Raw genomic sequence first — 13,653 nt, forward strand, 5'->3', positions numbered from 1 at the left:
TCAGCAGCAGCCCTTCTCGGCGGCGTCCGAGCAGGTGCGGTCGGTTTCGACGGCGACCACGGCGGTGCGCAGGTCGTCGAGCGCGTGGCCGAGGCGTTCATCGGCGAGTTCGTAGCGGGTGCGGCGGCCGTCGGGGAGGGTGACGACCAGGCCGCAGTCGCGCAGGCAGGCGAGGTGGTTGGACAGCCGGGTCCGCGAGACGCCGAGGGTGTCGGCAAGGTCGGCCGGGTAGGCGGGGGCTTCGCGCAGGGCGAGCAGGATGCGGCAGCGGATCGGGTCGGCGAGCGCGCGGCCGAACCGGGCCAGCACCTCGATGTCGGAGGCAACAGTCAGCACACCATGAGAGTACATAGAATTCTGAATTCAGGAAACCGTGGATTATCTGGGCGGCCTGCCGCTTTCCGGCGGTGTCATCGAGCGCGGAGTTCTGTCAGTGGTCGCGGGGCGCGTACATGAGGACGCCCATTCCGATGAGGCAGATGACGGCGCCGGTGATGTCGTAGCGGTCGGCGTGGTAGCCGTCGGCGACCACGCCCCAGGCGATCGATCCGGCGACGAAGACGCCGCCGTACGCGGCGAGGACGTGCCCGAAGTTGCCGTCGGACTGGATCGTGGCGACGAACCCGTACAGGCCGAACGCGATGACGCCGGCGCCGATCCAGATCCAGCCCTTGTGTTCGCGCACGCCCTGCCGCACCAGCCAGGCCCCTCCGATCTCGAAGAACGTCGCGAACGTGCCCGCGTCCGAAGCGAGAAGGGCATCCGCTGGGGCGGACGTCCCTTGCCGTCGCAACCTGGAAGATCTGACGACGCCATGCGGTCACGGCCCGAACGCGCAGCAGAGCACCGGACAGACGAATCACTCGCGCATACGGCCTGACGTGGGTGAGGTGAGCATCGCTTTGAGGATGCGTTGCAGCTCAACGCGGTCCTGGGGGGTGACCCTCGCCAACCTGCGGTCGTACTCCGTCGCGAGAGCCGCAAGTGCTCGATCGCGTGCTTGCGTGCCCTCAGCGGTCAGTTCGAGCCGATGACGCCGCAAGTCCGCCTCGTCGATCTCGCGGCGGATAAAGCCCTTGGCGACGAGGTTGCGAACGTAGACCGTCACGCTCGCCTTGGGCAGCAGCAGCGCAGTCGCGATCTCAGCCGGGTACGGCGATGCCTCCACCTCGGCCAGGACGAAAAACTCCTTCGTCTCCAACCCGAGCTCGGCCAGCTCCCCCGTGCAGGCATCCATCACAACACCCAGCAGCCGCTGGTTCAGCGTCCACAGCTGCGCCCCGTCGACTGACATCGACCCTCCATCCAGGTGATACAGTTTCGTATTAATTTCAGAATCGTACAAGACATTGCTTCGTACTGGACTTCTATGGAACAACGCTCTCACAAAGGAAGCCGGGCATGCTTCAGCACCTCACGATCCCGCGCGGTCCCATCAACCTCGCCGCGGACCTCCACCTGCCCGACAACGCCGACAGCAGCACACCGGTGCGCGCCGTGGTGCTCTCCACCCCAGGCAGCAGCGTGAAGGAGCAGATCGGCGCCAACTACGCCTCCCGTCTCGCCGCCCGCGGCATTGCGGCGCTCGTCCTCGACCCCGCCCATCAGGGCCAGAGCGAGGGCGAGCCCCGCGACCTCGAAGACCCCTACCGCCGAGGTGAGGACATCTCCTACGCCATCGACGTGCTCACCACGACCCCCGGCATCGACCCGCAGCGCATCGGCGTCCTCGGTATCTGCGCCGGTGGAGGCTACGCCGTGCACACCGCCCGCACGGACCATCGCATCAAAGCGGTCGGCACTGTCGTCCCCGTCAACATCGGCGCCTCATTCCGCAGCTTCCAGCCCGACGGTCCGGCCGCAGCACTCGACGCCCTCGCAAACGCACGCACCGAGGAGGCCCGTTCCGGCGAGACGACCCGCGTGAACTGGCTGCCCGACACCCTTGAGGACGCCACGGCAGCGGGCCTGACCGACATCGACACCACTCAGGCCGTCACCTACTACCGCACCGAGCGTGGCGGTAACGAACACTCCACGAACCGGCGCCTCTTGCGCAGCGACTCCCACCTGCTGGGCTACGACGCGTTCCACCTGGCCGATCGGCTCATGACCCAGCCACTCCAGGTCATCCTCGCCGGACGCATCGGCAACACCGGCTCCTACGACACCGGCATGCAGCTGTGGAAGCTGGCCCCCAACCCCGTCGACCTCATGGTGATCGACGGCGCCGGCCACTACGAGATGTACGACGAACCTGGATACGTCGACGCTGCCGTCGAACGACTCGTCAGCTTCTATGCGAACAACCTGTAAGGCATACGAACCGGCGAACCTATGCGGTCACAGCACCAGGCAGTTCGTTTGGATCACCGGGCGGCCTAGAGGAAGATGCCCTCGAGGTGGAGTCCGGCCAGGTAGATGGTGGCGGTCTTCTCGTAGCGGGTGGCGAGGCCGCGCCACTGTCTGAGGCCGTTGACGCACCGCTCGACGGTGTTGCGCCGTTTGCAGGTCTCGCGGTTGAAGGCCTTGGCCTGCCGCCGCGGCTGCCCCGACGCAACCGGTGTCCGCGCTGGTCGGCGGGGACGGGGATCACTGCCCGGATGCCGCGTTTGCACAAGTGTTCGCGGATCGCGCGGGAGGAGGGCGCTTGCGACCCCGCCCCCCGAACGACGAGCTCGACCTGGCCCAGGAACCACCTCGATCAGACTCACTCACTGAGGATAAGGACGCCAACACGGCCGGTCATCGCCATTACGACGCGGTGCTACGTCCCGTCGACGTTGCGGGCTCCACACCCAGCTCCCCGCCAGGAGCGTCACGGTCAGTAGTGATTCCGGAGCCAGATTGATCAACTGGCGACAGATGAATACGCGAGCCCACCAGTAGACCGCCGGTTCGTACACTGCGAGGGTGGAAGACCATACGGCCACCAGGATCTATGCACATCCGGCGCCCGCCTTGCGGCGGTACGTCGGCTCGTATGTCGGTTTCGATCTTCGTGGGTTCCCGGCGGGGGTGCACTGCGGTCCGCCGGGCCGCGTGCTCACTGCGGTGATCAGTCTGTCCGGCCCTTTGGAGGTGGCGGCGGGCGTCGACGACGGGTCACCGGTCACCCGATTCGGCAGCGTGGCCGGCGGTCTGATGCGCCAGTGCGTCGCGATCCACCACGACGGACGCCAGGAAGGCGTGCAGGTGTCGCTGACACCGCTCGGGGCCCGGGCCGTCTACGGCATGCCCGCCGCTGATCTCGCCCACCGACTGGTCCCACTCGACGAGCTTCTCGGAGCGCTCGGCGTCGAGCTGGTCGACCGGCTCCGCGCGGCGACGACATGGGCCGCGCGGTTCGCCGCGCTGGACGAGCTGCTCCTGCGAGCCGTCGGCCGCGGCGCCGACGGCGACCCCGTGTCCCGGGTGCGCCCCGAGGTGGCCGAGGCCTGGCGCCGCCTCTTGGCCGCGCGGGGCCGCGTCCAGGTTGGGAGGGTCGCCGCAGAACTGGGCTGGAGCCGTCGGTACCTCACCGAGCGGTTTCGCGGAGAGGTGGGCCTGTCGCCGAAGACCTTCGCCCGGGTTTTGCGCTTCGAGCACGCGCACGAACTGGCCACCATGCACGACCCGCTTCCGTGGGCCGATGTGGCGACCGTCTCCGGCTACGCCGACCAGGCCCATCTCGTCCGGGACTGGAGCGAGTTCACGGGCCGATCGCCGACAGCATGGCGTCGCGGCGAAGTCCTGCTCGGGACTGGGTAGTCGCCGACCGGCCGCCCATGGCGTCGGCTTCCGTTCCCATTCCTTCAAGACCACCCTATTGCTGACCTGTGACGATCGTCGGCATGAGACTCGTCAATCACGAACCCAACGCCATCGACCTGCGGACCACCCCCGTGCACCTCGGGCTGGGGTCGAGAGCGAAACCCGTCGAGGGCTTCGCCTGGGACCCGGAGGTGCTCCATGCCTACAGCGCCGCGGTCGCGGGGGACGGCGCCGAGGGCCGGATGGTGACGATCTTCGACGGCGACGGCCTCGGCGACCATTGGGAGCGCCACCCCGCCGGCGACGAACTGGTCGTCTGCCTCAGCGGGTCGGTGACGGTCACCCGCGATGTGGACGGAGTGCCCGACCGGGTTGTGCTCGGGCCAGGCGAGGCCACCGTCAACCCGGCCGGGACATGGCACGCGGTCGACATGGCGGGACCGGCGTCCATCCTGACCATCACCGCTGGCCTCGGCACCGACCATCGCCCCCGGACCGAAGCCCGCCCGACCGAGCACGCCGGCACGCCCGGCCCGCGAACACCGTGACGACCCGTGTCGCGTGCCTCGGCGACAGCCTCACCCGCGCGCAACTCAGCGTCGACTACCTGGACCTTCTCGAACGACGCCGCCCTCCCGGCGACGTACGGCTCGCCCGCTTCGGCGTCAACGGCGACTTCGCCCACAACCTCTCACGGCGCCTCGATGTCTTCGTCGCGGACCCACCCGACGTGATCACCGTGCTGATCGGGACCAACGACGCCCGAGCGAGCCTCGCCGGCTACCCCGTCGAGCGGGCCATGAAGCGCAAACAACTTCCCGAGCGCCCGTCGGCCGGCTGGTTCCAGCAGTGTCTGGGAGCCGTCGTCGAACGGCTGCGAACGCAGACCGACGCGACGATCGCTCTGCTGTCCCTCCCGGTCCTCGGCCAACAACTCGACGGCGCCGCGGCGCGGGCATCACAGGCGTACAGCCGCATGATCGCCGAGGTCGCCACCACCAACAAGGCGACCTATCTCCCGCTCCACGAACGCCAGACCGAGGAACTACGCCAGGCGGACCCGCCGCCGATCCCCTACCGGGACCCGACGCCCGCAGCGAGCGTCAGCGTCCTCGTCCGGCGCGCCTTGCTGCGCCGCAGCCTCGACACGATCTCGCGGCGCCGGGGTCTCGTGCTGACGACCGACCACATCCATCAGAACAGCCGCGGCGCCGCTCTTGTCGCCGAGGCCATCGACACCTGGCTCCCGACCCGGAGCGCGTAGCCGGTTCCGGCGGCGGCCCCTTTCCTGCGTATTCGGTTCCCACCCCTACCGGGCAGGCAACAACGACCGGACCATCTCGAACGCTCTCGGCTACCACGACAAAACCACCACCCGCCGGCTCAACGAGACCGGCGGGACCTGGAGCCGATACTTCGCCCTGACGGTCGGCCCTGTTCAAGGAACTGCAGAGTCGGCATGACGCGCACGGTGCCCCGGGGGTCGCGGTACACCAGGTTCTTCACCGTGTCGCGGGTCGTGGGTGCGGTGGCCACGACGTGGGTGATTACCTCCCTGTGCCGCGTCTGCACTCGGTCGACGGCGACGCGTCGCAGGAGCCGTAGCCCGCCAGAGGGATCGGTAAGGACCCGGTGGCCGGCTTCCTCCGGGTAGCTGCCCGTCGTACACGCCGCCCGCAGGAAGCATCAGCATGCCGCCGAGGTCGGCGACGGCGATGCAGTCGGCTCCGACCGGGACGAGCAGCGAGACACCGACCACCGGCGGCCGCCAGTTCTCGTAGGCGACGCGACGGCCCCGTGCGGGCGCGGTGGTGGTCGGGGCGGGCATCAGGCCGGGCCGCCCTGTACGGCAGCCACGATCTCGTCGAAGTGCCGGGGTTGGCTGGTGCTGGGAATGGGGGCGACGTGGGAGCCCTGTTCGAGGAGCCAGTGGAGGGGAGCGCCCGGCCCGTTCGCGTGGGCCAGGAGGCCGGCGTCCAGCGGCCGGTATGCCACGTACGGGATGTTGAGGTCGCGGCACATCTCCGCGGCGGGGTCGTCGCGGCCGGTGGTGTTCAGCACATTCTGCACCGCGGCGACGGGCCGGTACTCGACGACGTAGCGGATGTCGTCGGGCGTGACCTTCGACAGGCCGATGTGGCCGATCTTCCCTCGTCCTGCAGGGAGTGCAGCACGGCGATCTGGTCGTTGTGAACGCTCACCTGATTCGGATCTGTCGCTGATCTTGTGATCGGGCGGGTCAGGATCTGTGCAGGATGCGGACGCGGAGGAGATCGAAGTCGGCCCGGCCGTACCCGTCCCTTTTGATTCGTTTGACTCTCGTGTTCTGACCCTCGACCTGGCCCGAACTCCAGGAGCTGGACAGGCCGGCGATGACGGCGTCTTGGTCCCTGCGCAGGCCGTTGACCAGGGAATGCAGTGCGGGCAGGTCGTCGTGCTCGACGCGCTCCATCCACCCGGGGAACTGGTCGCCGCTCAGGTCGCGCATCATCGCCGCGAAGTCGCGGACGTGTCGGGTTGTCGCAATCAAGTTCGGGACAACCAGCACACGTCTCACTGAGGGTGAGGGCGTCCTCGTCTGGGAGATTTCCGGGATTCGTCATGATCCATCTGACGATGCGGCGGGGCCGCGGAGCCGGACGGGGCGCCGACGGCGCGAGGGTGGAGGATTTGACGGGGCGGAGGTAGCGCCGGGTGGTCTGGATGCTCCCTCCGTAGCCCAAGACCCCGAGTTCCTGATGGAGTTGTGCACTGTCGCGGCAGCCCTCATTCCATCGCTGGTGGAGGTGAACGGTGTATGGATCGAGGATGTGGGCCCGGTTCGTCGCGTTGACCAGCAGTTCGTCGATACTGGCTGCGCGGGCGAAGCGGCGCACGGTGGCCCGGTCCAGCAGGAGCGTCCGACAGATTCCCTCCAGCGAGCTGCCGTCGGCGAGGAGTTGCTGTACGGCGGCGTACCGCTCCCTCGTTCGAGTCACCAAGCGGTGTTCCCGCCCGCAGACATCGAGCATCGCATCGGCCGCAGGCGGCGGGGTTGCCGGTGTCGTGTTCGCGAACACGGTCCGGACGCGGACATGATGGGCTCCTACGGTCTTCTCCACCGCCCCACCGAGGTTCTTCCACAAATGCCAGCCGTCGGCAATCCCCACTGCCTGCGGGCGCCCGTGCGGGCGCCTTTGGCGTAGGCCCCGCCGCGGTCCCTGCGGATAATCTCTACCTCGGGGTGGTCGGGGAGCCAGGCGGCCAACGGTTCGGCCTCGCGTCCCGGCAGTACGTCGATCGGGAGCCTTCGTTCCAGGTCCACCAGGATTGGTGAGTACGAGTCACCCTTGCGGAGCGCGAAATCATCAACACCCAGCACCCTGACCTGCCCGGCAGGCTCCTCTGGGAGGGCTCGCAGGAGACGTAACGGGGTGTCTTCGGCCACCGGGACCCCCAACGCCACCGCGAGCCGACTCCCCGGCCGCCCGGCCTGCGCCACCGCGATCGAGGTCAGCATTCCGCGCAGCAGCGAGGTGAAGCGGGCATGCGGGCTGGTCAGCCTGGCGACCTGCTCGACGAACGTCACCGCCGAGCAGGCAGCGTTGAGGCACCGGAACCGGCGCACCAGCAGCTCGATCACCACACGGGCGAGCCGCTGATCGCTTCATCAGACAATCGCCGCAGGTACCGGCCGTGCACGCGCGCCGAGGCAATCCGCAGTGCGGGCACAGCCCATCGGCCGCCCGCGCACGGGCATGCAGCGTGATCCCACAGGCCAACCGCTCGGCCAACTCCACTACGACACCCGACAGATGAGGCACAAGAGCCTCGAAAATCCGCGGAGTGCCCCCGGGACACGATCGCAGTCACCACTGACGATGTCGGGGCTCTTTGATTTCCCCCGTGCCCGGTACTTCCCCGGACCTGCTCACCTTGGATCCCCACTCCGAGGTGAGCGAACCGTGGGGGTGCGGTCGGCGGTGCGTCGTGACGGATAGTCCGGGAATGCCCTGGCCGAAGACGCAGGGCCTATCGGAAGGCGGCGATGTGGCGTAGGGTCCAGTCGGCGAAGGTGCGGGGCGCGCGGCCGAGGAGCCGCTCGACGTCGGGGCTGATGCGCTGCTCGGCGTGGGTGGGCTCACCCAGGATGGTCAGCGTGGTCTCGACCACGGGCTCGGGCATGAACCGCAGCATCTGAGTGTGGGCCTCCTCGCGGGTCTGCTCGATGAACCGGACGGGCTCGCCGAGTGCGTCGGCAATCGCCGCGGCCCGCTGCCGGGGCGTGCTGAGGGCGGGCCCGGTCAGCTCGTATATCTGTCCGGTGTGGCCGTCCTCCCGCAGGGCTGTGGCGGCGACCTCGGCGATGTCGTCCGGGTCGATGGTCGGCAGGCCGATGTCGGCGAACGGCGCGGCGGCGGCCCTTCGGGCGCGGACCGACTCGGCCCAGGCGTACGCGTTGGAGTTGAAGCCTCCGGGGCGCAGGATCGTCCAGTCCATGCCTGACTGCTGGACGGCGTCCTCGATGGACCGCCCCAGGTCCCCGTGAGAGGCCGAACGCGGTCGGGTCGCGACTCCTTGGGAGGACAGCAGGACGACCCGCCCGACGCCGCCGGCCTTGGCGACGTCGAGGATGTCCTGTGGGCTCAACAGGTGCGCGCTGGGGCCGCCGCTTTGAAGGAACAGCGCATCGGCTCCGTCGAAAACGGGCCGAAGGCTCTCAGGATCGACCAGGTCCGCCTGCGTGTACTGGACGCTCTCCGGTACGTCCGCGTCCGAGATCCCCCGGGATGTCGCGGTCACCTGCGCACCGATTGCCGCGAGCACCTGCACGAGCGATCGGCCGACGTTCCCGGTCGCACCCGTCACTACGAACATGAACAACTCCCGTGTCTATTCAGCATGGTTGTCGCCGCCCGAGCGGGGCCGCCGCGGAGAGCTGCTCTCTGGGCGACACGGGGACGCTAACACCGTCGATATAGTAGGTACCTACAGGAAAGTGACTATCCCGATGGGGTGTGTATGGCCGACGACGCTGACTGGATGGCAGCTGCTGGGACCGACCCGGAACTCGCCTGTCCGACCAGTGCGGTCGTGGACATCGTGTTCAGCCGGTGGACCACGCCGATCCTGTGGACTCTCAACATGCATGGTCGGCAACGGTTCGTGGAGCTGGAACGACGGATCGGCACGATCACACCAAAGGTACTGACCCAGCGGCTGCGTCAGCTGGAACGCGACGGCATGGTCGTGCGTACGTACCACCCGGAGGTCCCTCCTCGGGTCGAGTACGAGATCAGCGAGCTGGGCCGCAGCCTGGCCCCACTCTTCGCGCACCTCGCCGAATGGGCTGCCGACAACCTGGACAAGGTCGCGCAGGCCCGGCACGACTACGACACCGTCCCACCCCGCTAGCGCATCAGCGCGAGGGCTCGATCCTTGTCCGAATGTCCGCTACCTGGTTGATCCCGCAAGCAAGTGGGCGAAGAGCCGGACTGACACCATTTTCACCGGAGTCCCAACAACACCCGCCCGATCACAAGATCAGCGACAGAGCCCCTAATTCCCCGGGGCAGAAGGAGTCCGAGGAGTCGCCGTTCAACGTCGTCGTTCATGATCAGGGCATCACGGTGTGGGTGAATTCGGGAAGTGACGCCGAGGTCTTCGACAAGATCGGCAATCCGGCGCCGTGCGGACATCAGCGGCCTGCCGACGCCGGATCCTGACCGGTCGGATCGTCAGGTGAGTGGCTTGACGGGCTTGTCTGTGGGGTGCTTGGGCCGCTTGTTCGGGCGGTAGCTTGGGCCGTTCGTGATGACCTGGTGGCTGGTGTTGATGAGCCGGTCCAGGAGCGACTCGGCGACGACGGGGTTGGGGAGGAGGGGATACCAGTCGCCGGGGCGCCCGGTTGCTGGTGATGATCAGAGACCTGCCCTGTCGCTCGGACACGAGTTCGTAGAGGTCATCGGCTTGAGCCGCGGACATCTGGCGCATCGCGAAGTCGTCGAGGATGAGGACGTCGGGACGGACGAGTTCGCGGATCCGTTTCTCCCAGGTGGGGTCCGCGTGGCCGTCGGCAAGGTCCGCGAGGACGCGGCTGGTCTTGGCGAAACGGACGTGTGCGCCCTGGCGAACGGTGAGGTGGCCGAGAGCCTGAGCGATGTGGGTCTTGCCGACGCCGACCGGGCCGAAGAGGATGACCGACTCGCCGGCATGGAGCCAGCGCAAGGCCCCACGCCGCGGATCTGGGAGGCGGGAAGTTCCGAGGAGGCGGTGAAGTCGAACTCCTCCAGGGTGGCCTGCTGCTCGAACTTGGCCCGCTGCAGACGTCGCTGGAAGGCGACGGTCTCCCGGCAGGTGATCTCGTCCTGGCGGAGGGCCTGGAGGAAGCCGGGGTGGCCGAGCTCGCCGCCGTGGGCCTGGGCCAGGCGGGCGTCGAGCGTCTCCAGCATGCCGGACAGTCGCAAGGTCTGGAGTGACTCCCGCAGGGCGGCGTCCATCACGGTCATCGGGCTTCCACCTCGGCTTCGTCGTGCACCTGGTCGACCAGGGCTTTGGCCCCCGCCACCTGCAGTGCGGTGAACGACGGGTGGCCGTCCCGACCGCTCGCGGTCGCTCAGACCGCCCAGACCCCGCTCGGCGAACCGGCCGCGCCAGCAGCACCGTGTCCAGGTGCAGGCCCGTCTCGCGGGCGATGCGCGCGTCGGAGCGGTCCCGTGCGGCATGCAGCACCACCTGCGCGCGCATCCGCAGCCGGTGTTCGGTCTTGTCGCCGTAGACCATCCTTCTCAGCCGCTCGCGCTCGCGGCGCGTAGGGCTGTCGGGCGGGCGGCGGCGACGGGCAAGGCAGGCCGATTGGCAGTAATCGTCTTAATGGGTGCTTATCATTGATGATCGTGTCACCGGCTGCCTTGGCTGCTGGTGGCGTGATCGTTGGCTACAGGCACCCCCACGGCCCAGTCGGCGGCGGCACGCAGTTCGGCCCGGACGCGCTCGGCATCCCGGTCGTGGAGGTCTGTGCTGCCGTTCAGCGATGGTCGCGGGTAAGGCTGGCGACGGTGGTTGCGCTCCAGGCCGCAGGCGATGGCCGCCAGCAGAATGAGAGTGATGATGGCGGTCATTGGCCCGTGGTGGCGACGCCGGACGGGTTCACGGCGAAGGCCTTGAAGAACGTGTAGTGGAAGGTCCCGTTGGCCTGTGCGGTGCGGTGTAGGTCTGTGATCCCCCGGTCCCAGTCGCCCGCGGTCATGAGCCCTGCTGCCAGCGCGCAGTCCCGGACTGATTCGACCATGGCGATGAACGTGTTTCGAGTAAAGCCGTCGACCAGCGAGGGCCGGGTCTGGTCGGTGTACACCGTGCGAGGACGCACTACGACGTCGTCGTAGCCGGCCTGAGCCAGTAGCGGTTGCAACTGCCGGCCGATCAGCGCGTCTCCGCCGGCGGCGGACTGTAGTTGGATCTGGCATTCGATTGCGGCGCGGGCGTATGCGCTGGCCGGATGGAAGAACGCCGATTCGTGATCCCCTTCGATCACGGTGATGGTGCCCCCGGGCCGCAGCACGCGCCGCAGCGCGGTCAGCGCCTGCCGGGGGTCTGGTAGGTGCTCCAGGACGAAGCAGACGAAAACATGGTCGAACTCCGCATCAGCAAAGGGGAGATCGAACAGGTCGGCGCGATGCCACTCCACATCCGCCCCCGGCGCGTGGGCCGCGACACGGGACCGGGCCTGTGCAAGGGAGTCATGGGAGCGGTCGACCGCGGTGATGCGCGCTCCCGGGCTGGCCTGGGCCAGGTGGATCGTCTGGGCGCCGACCCCGCAACCGATCTCCAGCACCCGGCTGTCGGCCGGATAAGCCGTGCCCGCATGCAACAACGCCGCCAAGGTGTCCGCCTGCTCGCCGAGCCGAACCGCCTCGCGTTCCGAGTAGCCGTGCACATATCCGGCCGCCACGGTCACTTCATGAGATGCCATCGCTGTATCCATGCGTTCACCCTGCTGCCATTATGGCTCGATGAACAGGTCCAATCCGAACCCAAACGACCAGTCCATAGTCTCCGGATCCGACTTCCTGCAACTGAACATCGACGATGCGCCGATGGGCAGGCGATCCGACTGGCTGGCCCAGCAGCTTCGGCTCGCGATCTCGGACCACCGCCTGCCGGTGGGAAGCAGACTTCCGGCCACCCGGGTTCTGGCCGGCGAGCTGCGGGTATCCCGCGGAGTGGTCACAGAGGCGTATCAGCGACTGATAGAAGACGGACACGCGGCAGGACGCGGGCGCAACGGAACGATCGTTGTCGCCGCTCCCCCCGTGCCACCGGAAGCGCCCCCGGCCACGCCCGGTGCTCCACCGCTGTCAAGGGCGCTGTTCGCCGCCGCACCCGGTGCGGACATCTTCGACATGATGCGAGCGGCACCCGCCCGGATCGATCTGTCACCCGGAATTCCCGACCTTGCCGCGTTTCCGCGATCAGCATGGCTGCGTGCCGAACGCTCCGTGCTCGCAGGCCTCCCGGCGTCCGACCTTGGATACGCTGACCCTCGCGGGACACCGGCACTGCGTCACGCCATCGCCAGCTGGCTCGCCCGCTACCGCGCGATCAGGGCGGACCCCGACGGGATACTCATCGTCGCAGGCACCGCCCAGACACTCAGCCTGCTCGGACAGGTGCTGCACGGTGACGGGGTCTCCGCGGTAGCTGTGGAGGACCCAGGATCACTTGGGGCCCGCCAGCATCTGCGCAATCAACGGTTGGACACGCCGGCGGTCCCTGTCGACTCCCAGGGCGCGCGTGTCGACGTACTGCACGACATGGCAGTTCCAGCTGTGTTGCTGACTCCCGCGCACCAGTTCCCGACCGGAGCGGTGCTCAGCGGGGCACGGCGTCGTGAACTGATGCATTGGGCCACCGAGAACGACGGACTGATCATCGAGGATGATTACGATGCGGAGCACCGCTACGACCGGCCTCCGGTACCCGCCCTGCGATCCATACTGCCCGACCACGTCTGCTACGCCGGGAGCGTTTCCAAACTCCTCGCCCCCGCACTGCGCATCGGCTGGGTACTCGCACCGCCGAAGTACCGCGATGCTCTTGTTGCCGCCAAGCGATTCGCCGACCTTGGCAACGCGGCACTGCCGCAGCATGTGCTGGCCCGGTTCATGGAATCAGGCGAGATGGAACGCCAGTTGCGGCACCTGCGCACACGCCACCGCCGTCGCCGGGACGCCATGGTCGATGCGATCACTACGCACCTTCCCAACGCGGTCGTACACGGCGCCGCAGCGGGCTTGCACCTGACGATCACCTTCGACACCGAGTTCGCCGACACCGACCTCGCCGCCGCTGCGCTTGCGCGGGGCGTGAAGGTGCAGCCACTCTCATGGCACAGTCAACGTCCGTCCCGACCCGGGCTGGTCCTCGGCTACGCGGCGAGCGCCCCCGCCAGCATCAGCGAAGGTGTGGCAGCCCTCGGCGCAGCCCTACGGCGCCTGCCCTGAACAGGTCGATACATGGTCCAACGTCAGCACCGACCATCACGAGGACTCGCTCCTGCCCGTCGGCTGCTTGGCCTCCGGACGGGCACCACTGGCCGGTGCCGGTGCGGACCATGCCGACCTTCGTGGCGATCAGCACCTGTTCGGGGTAGGGGTAGAGGTCCTTCGCGGATCAGGTGTTCCACGGTGTGGGGGCCGTAGGAGTCGGCGGTGTCGATGTGGCTGATGCCGTGGGTGTGGACGGCCTGGCGCAGCACGCTGAGAGCGGTATCCCGGTCGGCCCGGTCGCCCCAGGCGCCGGGGCCGGTCAGGCGCATGGTGCCGAAGCCGAGCCGTGACACGGTCTTGCCGGCGATGGTGATGCTGCCGGCGGGCGGCGCGGGGATCATACGAGCTCCTGCTTCAGGCAGCGCTGGACGGC

At 68.2% G+C, this 13,653-nt stretch carries 17 protein-coding genes and 3 pseudogenes; 7 read left to right on the forward strand and 13 right to left on the reverse strand.

Annotated features, from left to right (window positions below):
• From ACH4NX_RS07020 to ACH4NX_RS07030, 3 genes and pseudogenes are all read right to left on the reverse strand, one after another.
• Positions 1 to 336 (reverse strand): metalloregulator ArsR/SmtB family transcription factor, encoded by a 336-nt coding sequence (locus ACH4NX_RS07020; protein ID WP_351399349.1) that lies wholly within the window; start codon positions 334 to 336, stop codon positions 1 to 3.
• 94 nt (positions 337 to 430) lie between these two features.
• Positions 431 to 730 (reverse strand): annotated as a pseudogene (locus tag ACH4NX_RS07025) (YnfA family protein); the annotation flags it as partial.
• 129 nt (positions 731 to 859) lie between these two features.
• Positions 860 to 1,294, reverse strand: coding sequence for a MarR family winged helix-turn-helix transcriptional regulator (locus ACH4NX_RS07030; RefSeq protein ID WP_398126788.1), 435 nt, complete (start codon positions 1,292 to 1,294; stop codon positions 860 to 862).
• Positions 1,295 to 1,359: 65 nt separating this feature from the next.
• On the opposite strand from ACH4NX_RS07030, the gene ACH4NX_RS07035 reads away from it, so the two are divergent.
• Positions 1,360 to 2,316 carry an alpha/beta hydrolase gene (locus ACH4NX_RS07035; protein ID WP_398127154.1) on the forward strand — a complete coding sequence of 319 codons (957 nt, stop codon included), beginning with the start codon at positions 1,360 to 1,362 and terminating at the stop codon, positions 2,314 to 2,316.
• A 65-nt stretch (positions 2,317 to 2,381) separates the two neighbouring features.
• On the opposite strand, the pseudogene ACH4NX_RS07040 reads toward ACH4NX_RS07035, so the two are convergent.
• Positions 2,382 to 2,653 (reverse strand): annotated as a pseudogene (locus ACH4NX_RS07040) (IS5/IS1182 family transposase); the annotation flags it as partial.
• 260 nt (positions 2,654 to 2,913) lie between these two features.
• Between ACH4NX_RS07040 and ACH4NX_RS07045 the strand changes: the two are divergent.
• From ACH4NX_RS07045 to ACH4NX_RS07055, 3 genes are all read left to right on the forward strand, one after another.
• A complete protein-coding gene (locus ACH4NX_RS07045) occupies positions 2,914 to 3,750 on the forward strand; it encodes a helix-turn-helix domain-containing protein (protein ID WP_351399345.1) in 837 nt (278 codons plus the stop codon).
• A gap of 83 nt (positions 3,751 to 3,833) precedes the next feature.
• Positions 3,834 to 4,301: a cupin domain-containing protein gene (locus ACH4NX_RS07050; RefSeq protein WP_351399343.1), complete on the forward strand. Its 468-nt coding sequence runs from the start codon at positions 3,834 to 3,836 to the stop codon at positions 4,299 to 4,301.
• Entirely contained in the window at positions 4,298 to 5,017 is a 720-nt protein-coding gene (locus ACH4NX_RS07055; protein WP_398126787.1) for an SGNH/GDSL hydrolase family protein, read from the forward strand. Before ACH4NX_RS07050 ends, ACH4NX_RS07055 begins: the two co-directional genes overlap by 4 nt.
• A gap of 563 nt (positions 5,018 to 5,580) precedes the next feature.
• Here the strand turns inward: ACH4NX_RS07055 and ACH4NX_RS07060 are convergent.
• The 4 genes from ACH4NX_RS07060 to ACH4NX_RS07075 all read right to left on the reverse strand — a co-directional run bounded on the left by ACH4NX_RS07060 (position 5,581) and on the right by ACH4NX_RS07075 (position 8,610).
• Positions 5,581 to 6,027: an aldo/keto reductase gene (locus tag ACH4NX_RS07060; protein ID WP_398153353.1), complete on the reverse strand. Its 447-nt coding sequence runs from the start codon at positions 6,025 to 6,027 to the stop codon at positions 5,581 to 5,583.
• Positions 5,993 to 6,283, reverse strand: a complete 291-nt coding sequence (locus tag ACH4NX_RS07065) for a transposase (protein ID WP_398126786.1) — start codon at positions 6,281 to 6,283, stop codon at positions 5,993 to 5,995. The genes ACH4NX_RS07060 and ACH4NX_RS07065 overlap by 35 nt, the downstream gene beginning before the upstream one ends.
• 555 nt (positions 6,284 to 6,838) lie before the next feature.
• Positions 6,839 to 7,378, reverse strand: coding sequence for a hypothetical protein (locus tag ACH4NX_RS07070; protein WP_398153349.1), 540 nt, complete (start codon positions 7,376 to 7,378; stop codon positions 6,839 to 6,841).
• Between the two features lie 386 nt (positions 7,379 to 7,764).
• Positions 7,765 to 8,610, reverse strand: coding sequence for an NAD(P)H-binding protein (locus ACH4NX_RS07075; protein WP_398126784.1), 846 nt, complete (start codon positions 8,608 to 8,610; stop codon positions 7,765 to 7,767).
• A 165-nt stretch (positions 8,611 to 8,775) separates the two neighbouring features.
• Here ACH4NX_RS07075 and ACH4NX_RS07080 point away from each other — a divergent pair, with 165 nt between their 5' ends.
• Both ACH4NX_RS07080 and ACH4NX_RS07085 read left to right on the forward strand, forming a co-directional pair.
• A complete protein-coding gene (locus ACH4NX_RS07080; RefSeq protein ID WP_398126783.1) occupies positions 8,776 to 9,147 on the forward strand; it encodes a winged helix-turn-helix transcriptional regulator in 372 nt (123 codons plus the stop codon).
• 32 nt (positions 9,148 to 9,179) lie between these two features.
• Positions 9,180 to 9,458: a hypothetical protein gene (locus ACH4NX_RS07085; RefSeq protein WP_398126782.1), complete on the forward strand. Its 279-nt coding sequence runs from the start codon at positions 9,180 to 9,182 to the stop codon at positions 9,456 to 9,458.
• Here the strand turns inward: ACH4NX_RS07085 and ACH4NX_RS07090 are convergent.
• The 4 genes and pseudogenes from ACH4NX_RS07090 to ACH4NX_RS07105 form a co-directional block, all read right to left on the reverse strand.
• Positions 9,358 to 9,960, reverse strand: coding sequence for an ATP-binding protein (locus ACH4NX_RS07090; protein ID WP_398126781.1), 603 nt, complete (start codon positions 9,958 to 9,960; stop codon positions 9,358 to 9,360). The two genes, ACH4NX_RS07085 and ACH4NX_RS07090, sit on opposite strands and share 101 nt — an antisense overlap.
• Before the next feature lie 20 nt (positions 9,961 to 9,980).
• Positions 9,981 to 10,457 (reverse strand): annotated as a pseudogene (locus tag ACH4NX_RS07095) (ATP-binding protein); the annotation flags it as partial.
• A gap of 174 nt (positions 10,458 to 10,631) precedes the next feature.
• Positions 10,632 to 10,853, reverse strand: a complete 222-nt coding sequence (locus tag ACH4NX_RS07100) for a hypothetical protein (RefSeq protein ID WP_398126780.1) — start codon at positions 10,851 to 10,853, stop codon at positions 10,632 to 10,634.
• The gene (locus tag ACH4NX_RS07105) at positions 10,850 to 11,704 is read right to left on the reverse strand and encodes a methyltransferase domain-containing protein (RefSeq protein ID WP_398126779.1); all 855 of its coding nucleotides are present in this window, start codon (positions 11,702 to 11,704) and stop codon (positions 10,850 to 10,852) included. Before ACH4NX_RS07105 ends, ACH4NX_RS07100 begins: the two co-directional genes overlap by 4 nt.
• 40 nt (positions 11,705 to 11,744) lie before the next feature.
• On the opposite strand from ACH4NX_RS07105, the gene ACH4NX_RS07110 reads away from it, so the two are divergent.
• Complete coding sequence (locus ACH4NX_RS07110) at positions 11,745 to 13,235, forward strand: PLP-dependent aminotransferase family protein (protein WP_398126778.1); 1,491 nt, start codon at positions 11,745 to 11,747, stop codon at positions 13,233 to 13,235.
• 23 nt (positions 13,236 to 13,258) lie between these two features.
• Here the strand turns inward: ACH4NX_RS07110 and ACH4NX_RS07115 are convergent, their stop codons facing one another.
• On the reverse strand, positions 13,259 to 13,621 hold the full coding sequence (locus ACH4NX_RS07115; protein WP_398153350.1) for an aldo/keto reductase: 363 nt from the start codon (positions 13,619 to 13,621) through the stop codon (positions 13,259 to 13,261).
• Positions 13,622 to 13,653 lie beyond the last annotated feature (32 nt).

This window comes from Streptomyces sp. NPDC017225 (assembly GCF_044331465.1).
Lineage (GTDB): Bacteria > Actinomycetota > Actinomycetes > Streptomycetales > Streptomycetaceae > Streptomyces.

Excerpts from the sequence above, each read along its gene's own strand:
- ACH4NX_RS07030 (WP_398126788.1), bottom strand. The coding sequence starts at position 1,294 with ATGTCAGTCGACGGGGCGCAGCTGTGGACGCTGAACCAGCGGCTGCTG.
- ACH4NX_RS07050 (WP_351399343.1), top strand. The coding sequence starts at position 3,834 with ATGAGACTCGTCAATCACGAACCCAACGCCATCGACCTGCGGACCACC.
- ACH4NX_RS07075 (WP_398126784.1), bottom strand. The coding sequence starts at position 8,610 with ATGTTCGTAGTGACGGGTGCGACCGGGAACGTCGGCCGATCGCTCGTG.
- ACH4NX_RS07080 (WP_398126783.1), top strand. The coding sequence starts at position 8,776 with ATGGCAGCTGCTGGGACCGACCCGGAACTCGCCTGTCCGACCAGTGCG.
- ACH4NX_RS07085 (WP_398126782.1), top strand. The coding sequence starts at position 9,180 with ATGTCCGCTACCTGGTTGATCCCGCAAGCAAGTGGGCGAAGAGCCGGA.
- ACH4NX_RS07100 (WP_398126780.1), bottom strand. The coding sequence starts at position 10,853 with ATGACCGCCATCATCACTCTCATTCTGCTGGCGGCCATCGCCTGCGGC.
- ACH4NX_RS07105 (WP_398126779.1), bottom strand. The coding sequence starts at position 11,704 with ATGGCATCTCATGAAGTGACCGTGGCGGCCGGATATGTGCACGGCTAC.
- ACH4NX_RS07110 (WP_398126778.1), top strand. The coding sequence starts at position 11,745 with ATGAACAGGTCCAATCCGAACCCAAACGACCAGTCCATAGTCTCCGGA.
- ACH4NX_RS07115 (WP_398153350.1), bottom strand. The coding sequence starts at position 13,621 with ATGATCCCCGCGCCGCCCGCCGGCAGCATCACCATCGCCGGCAAGACC.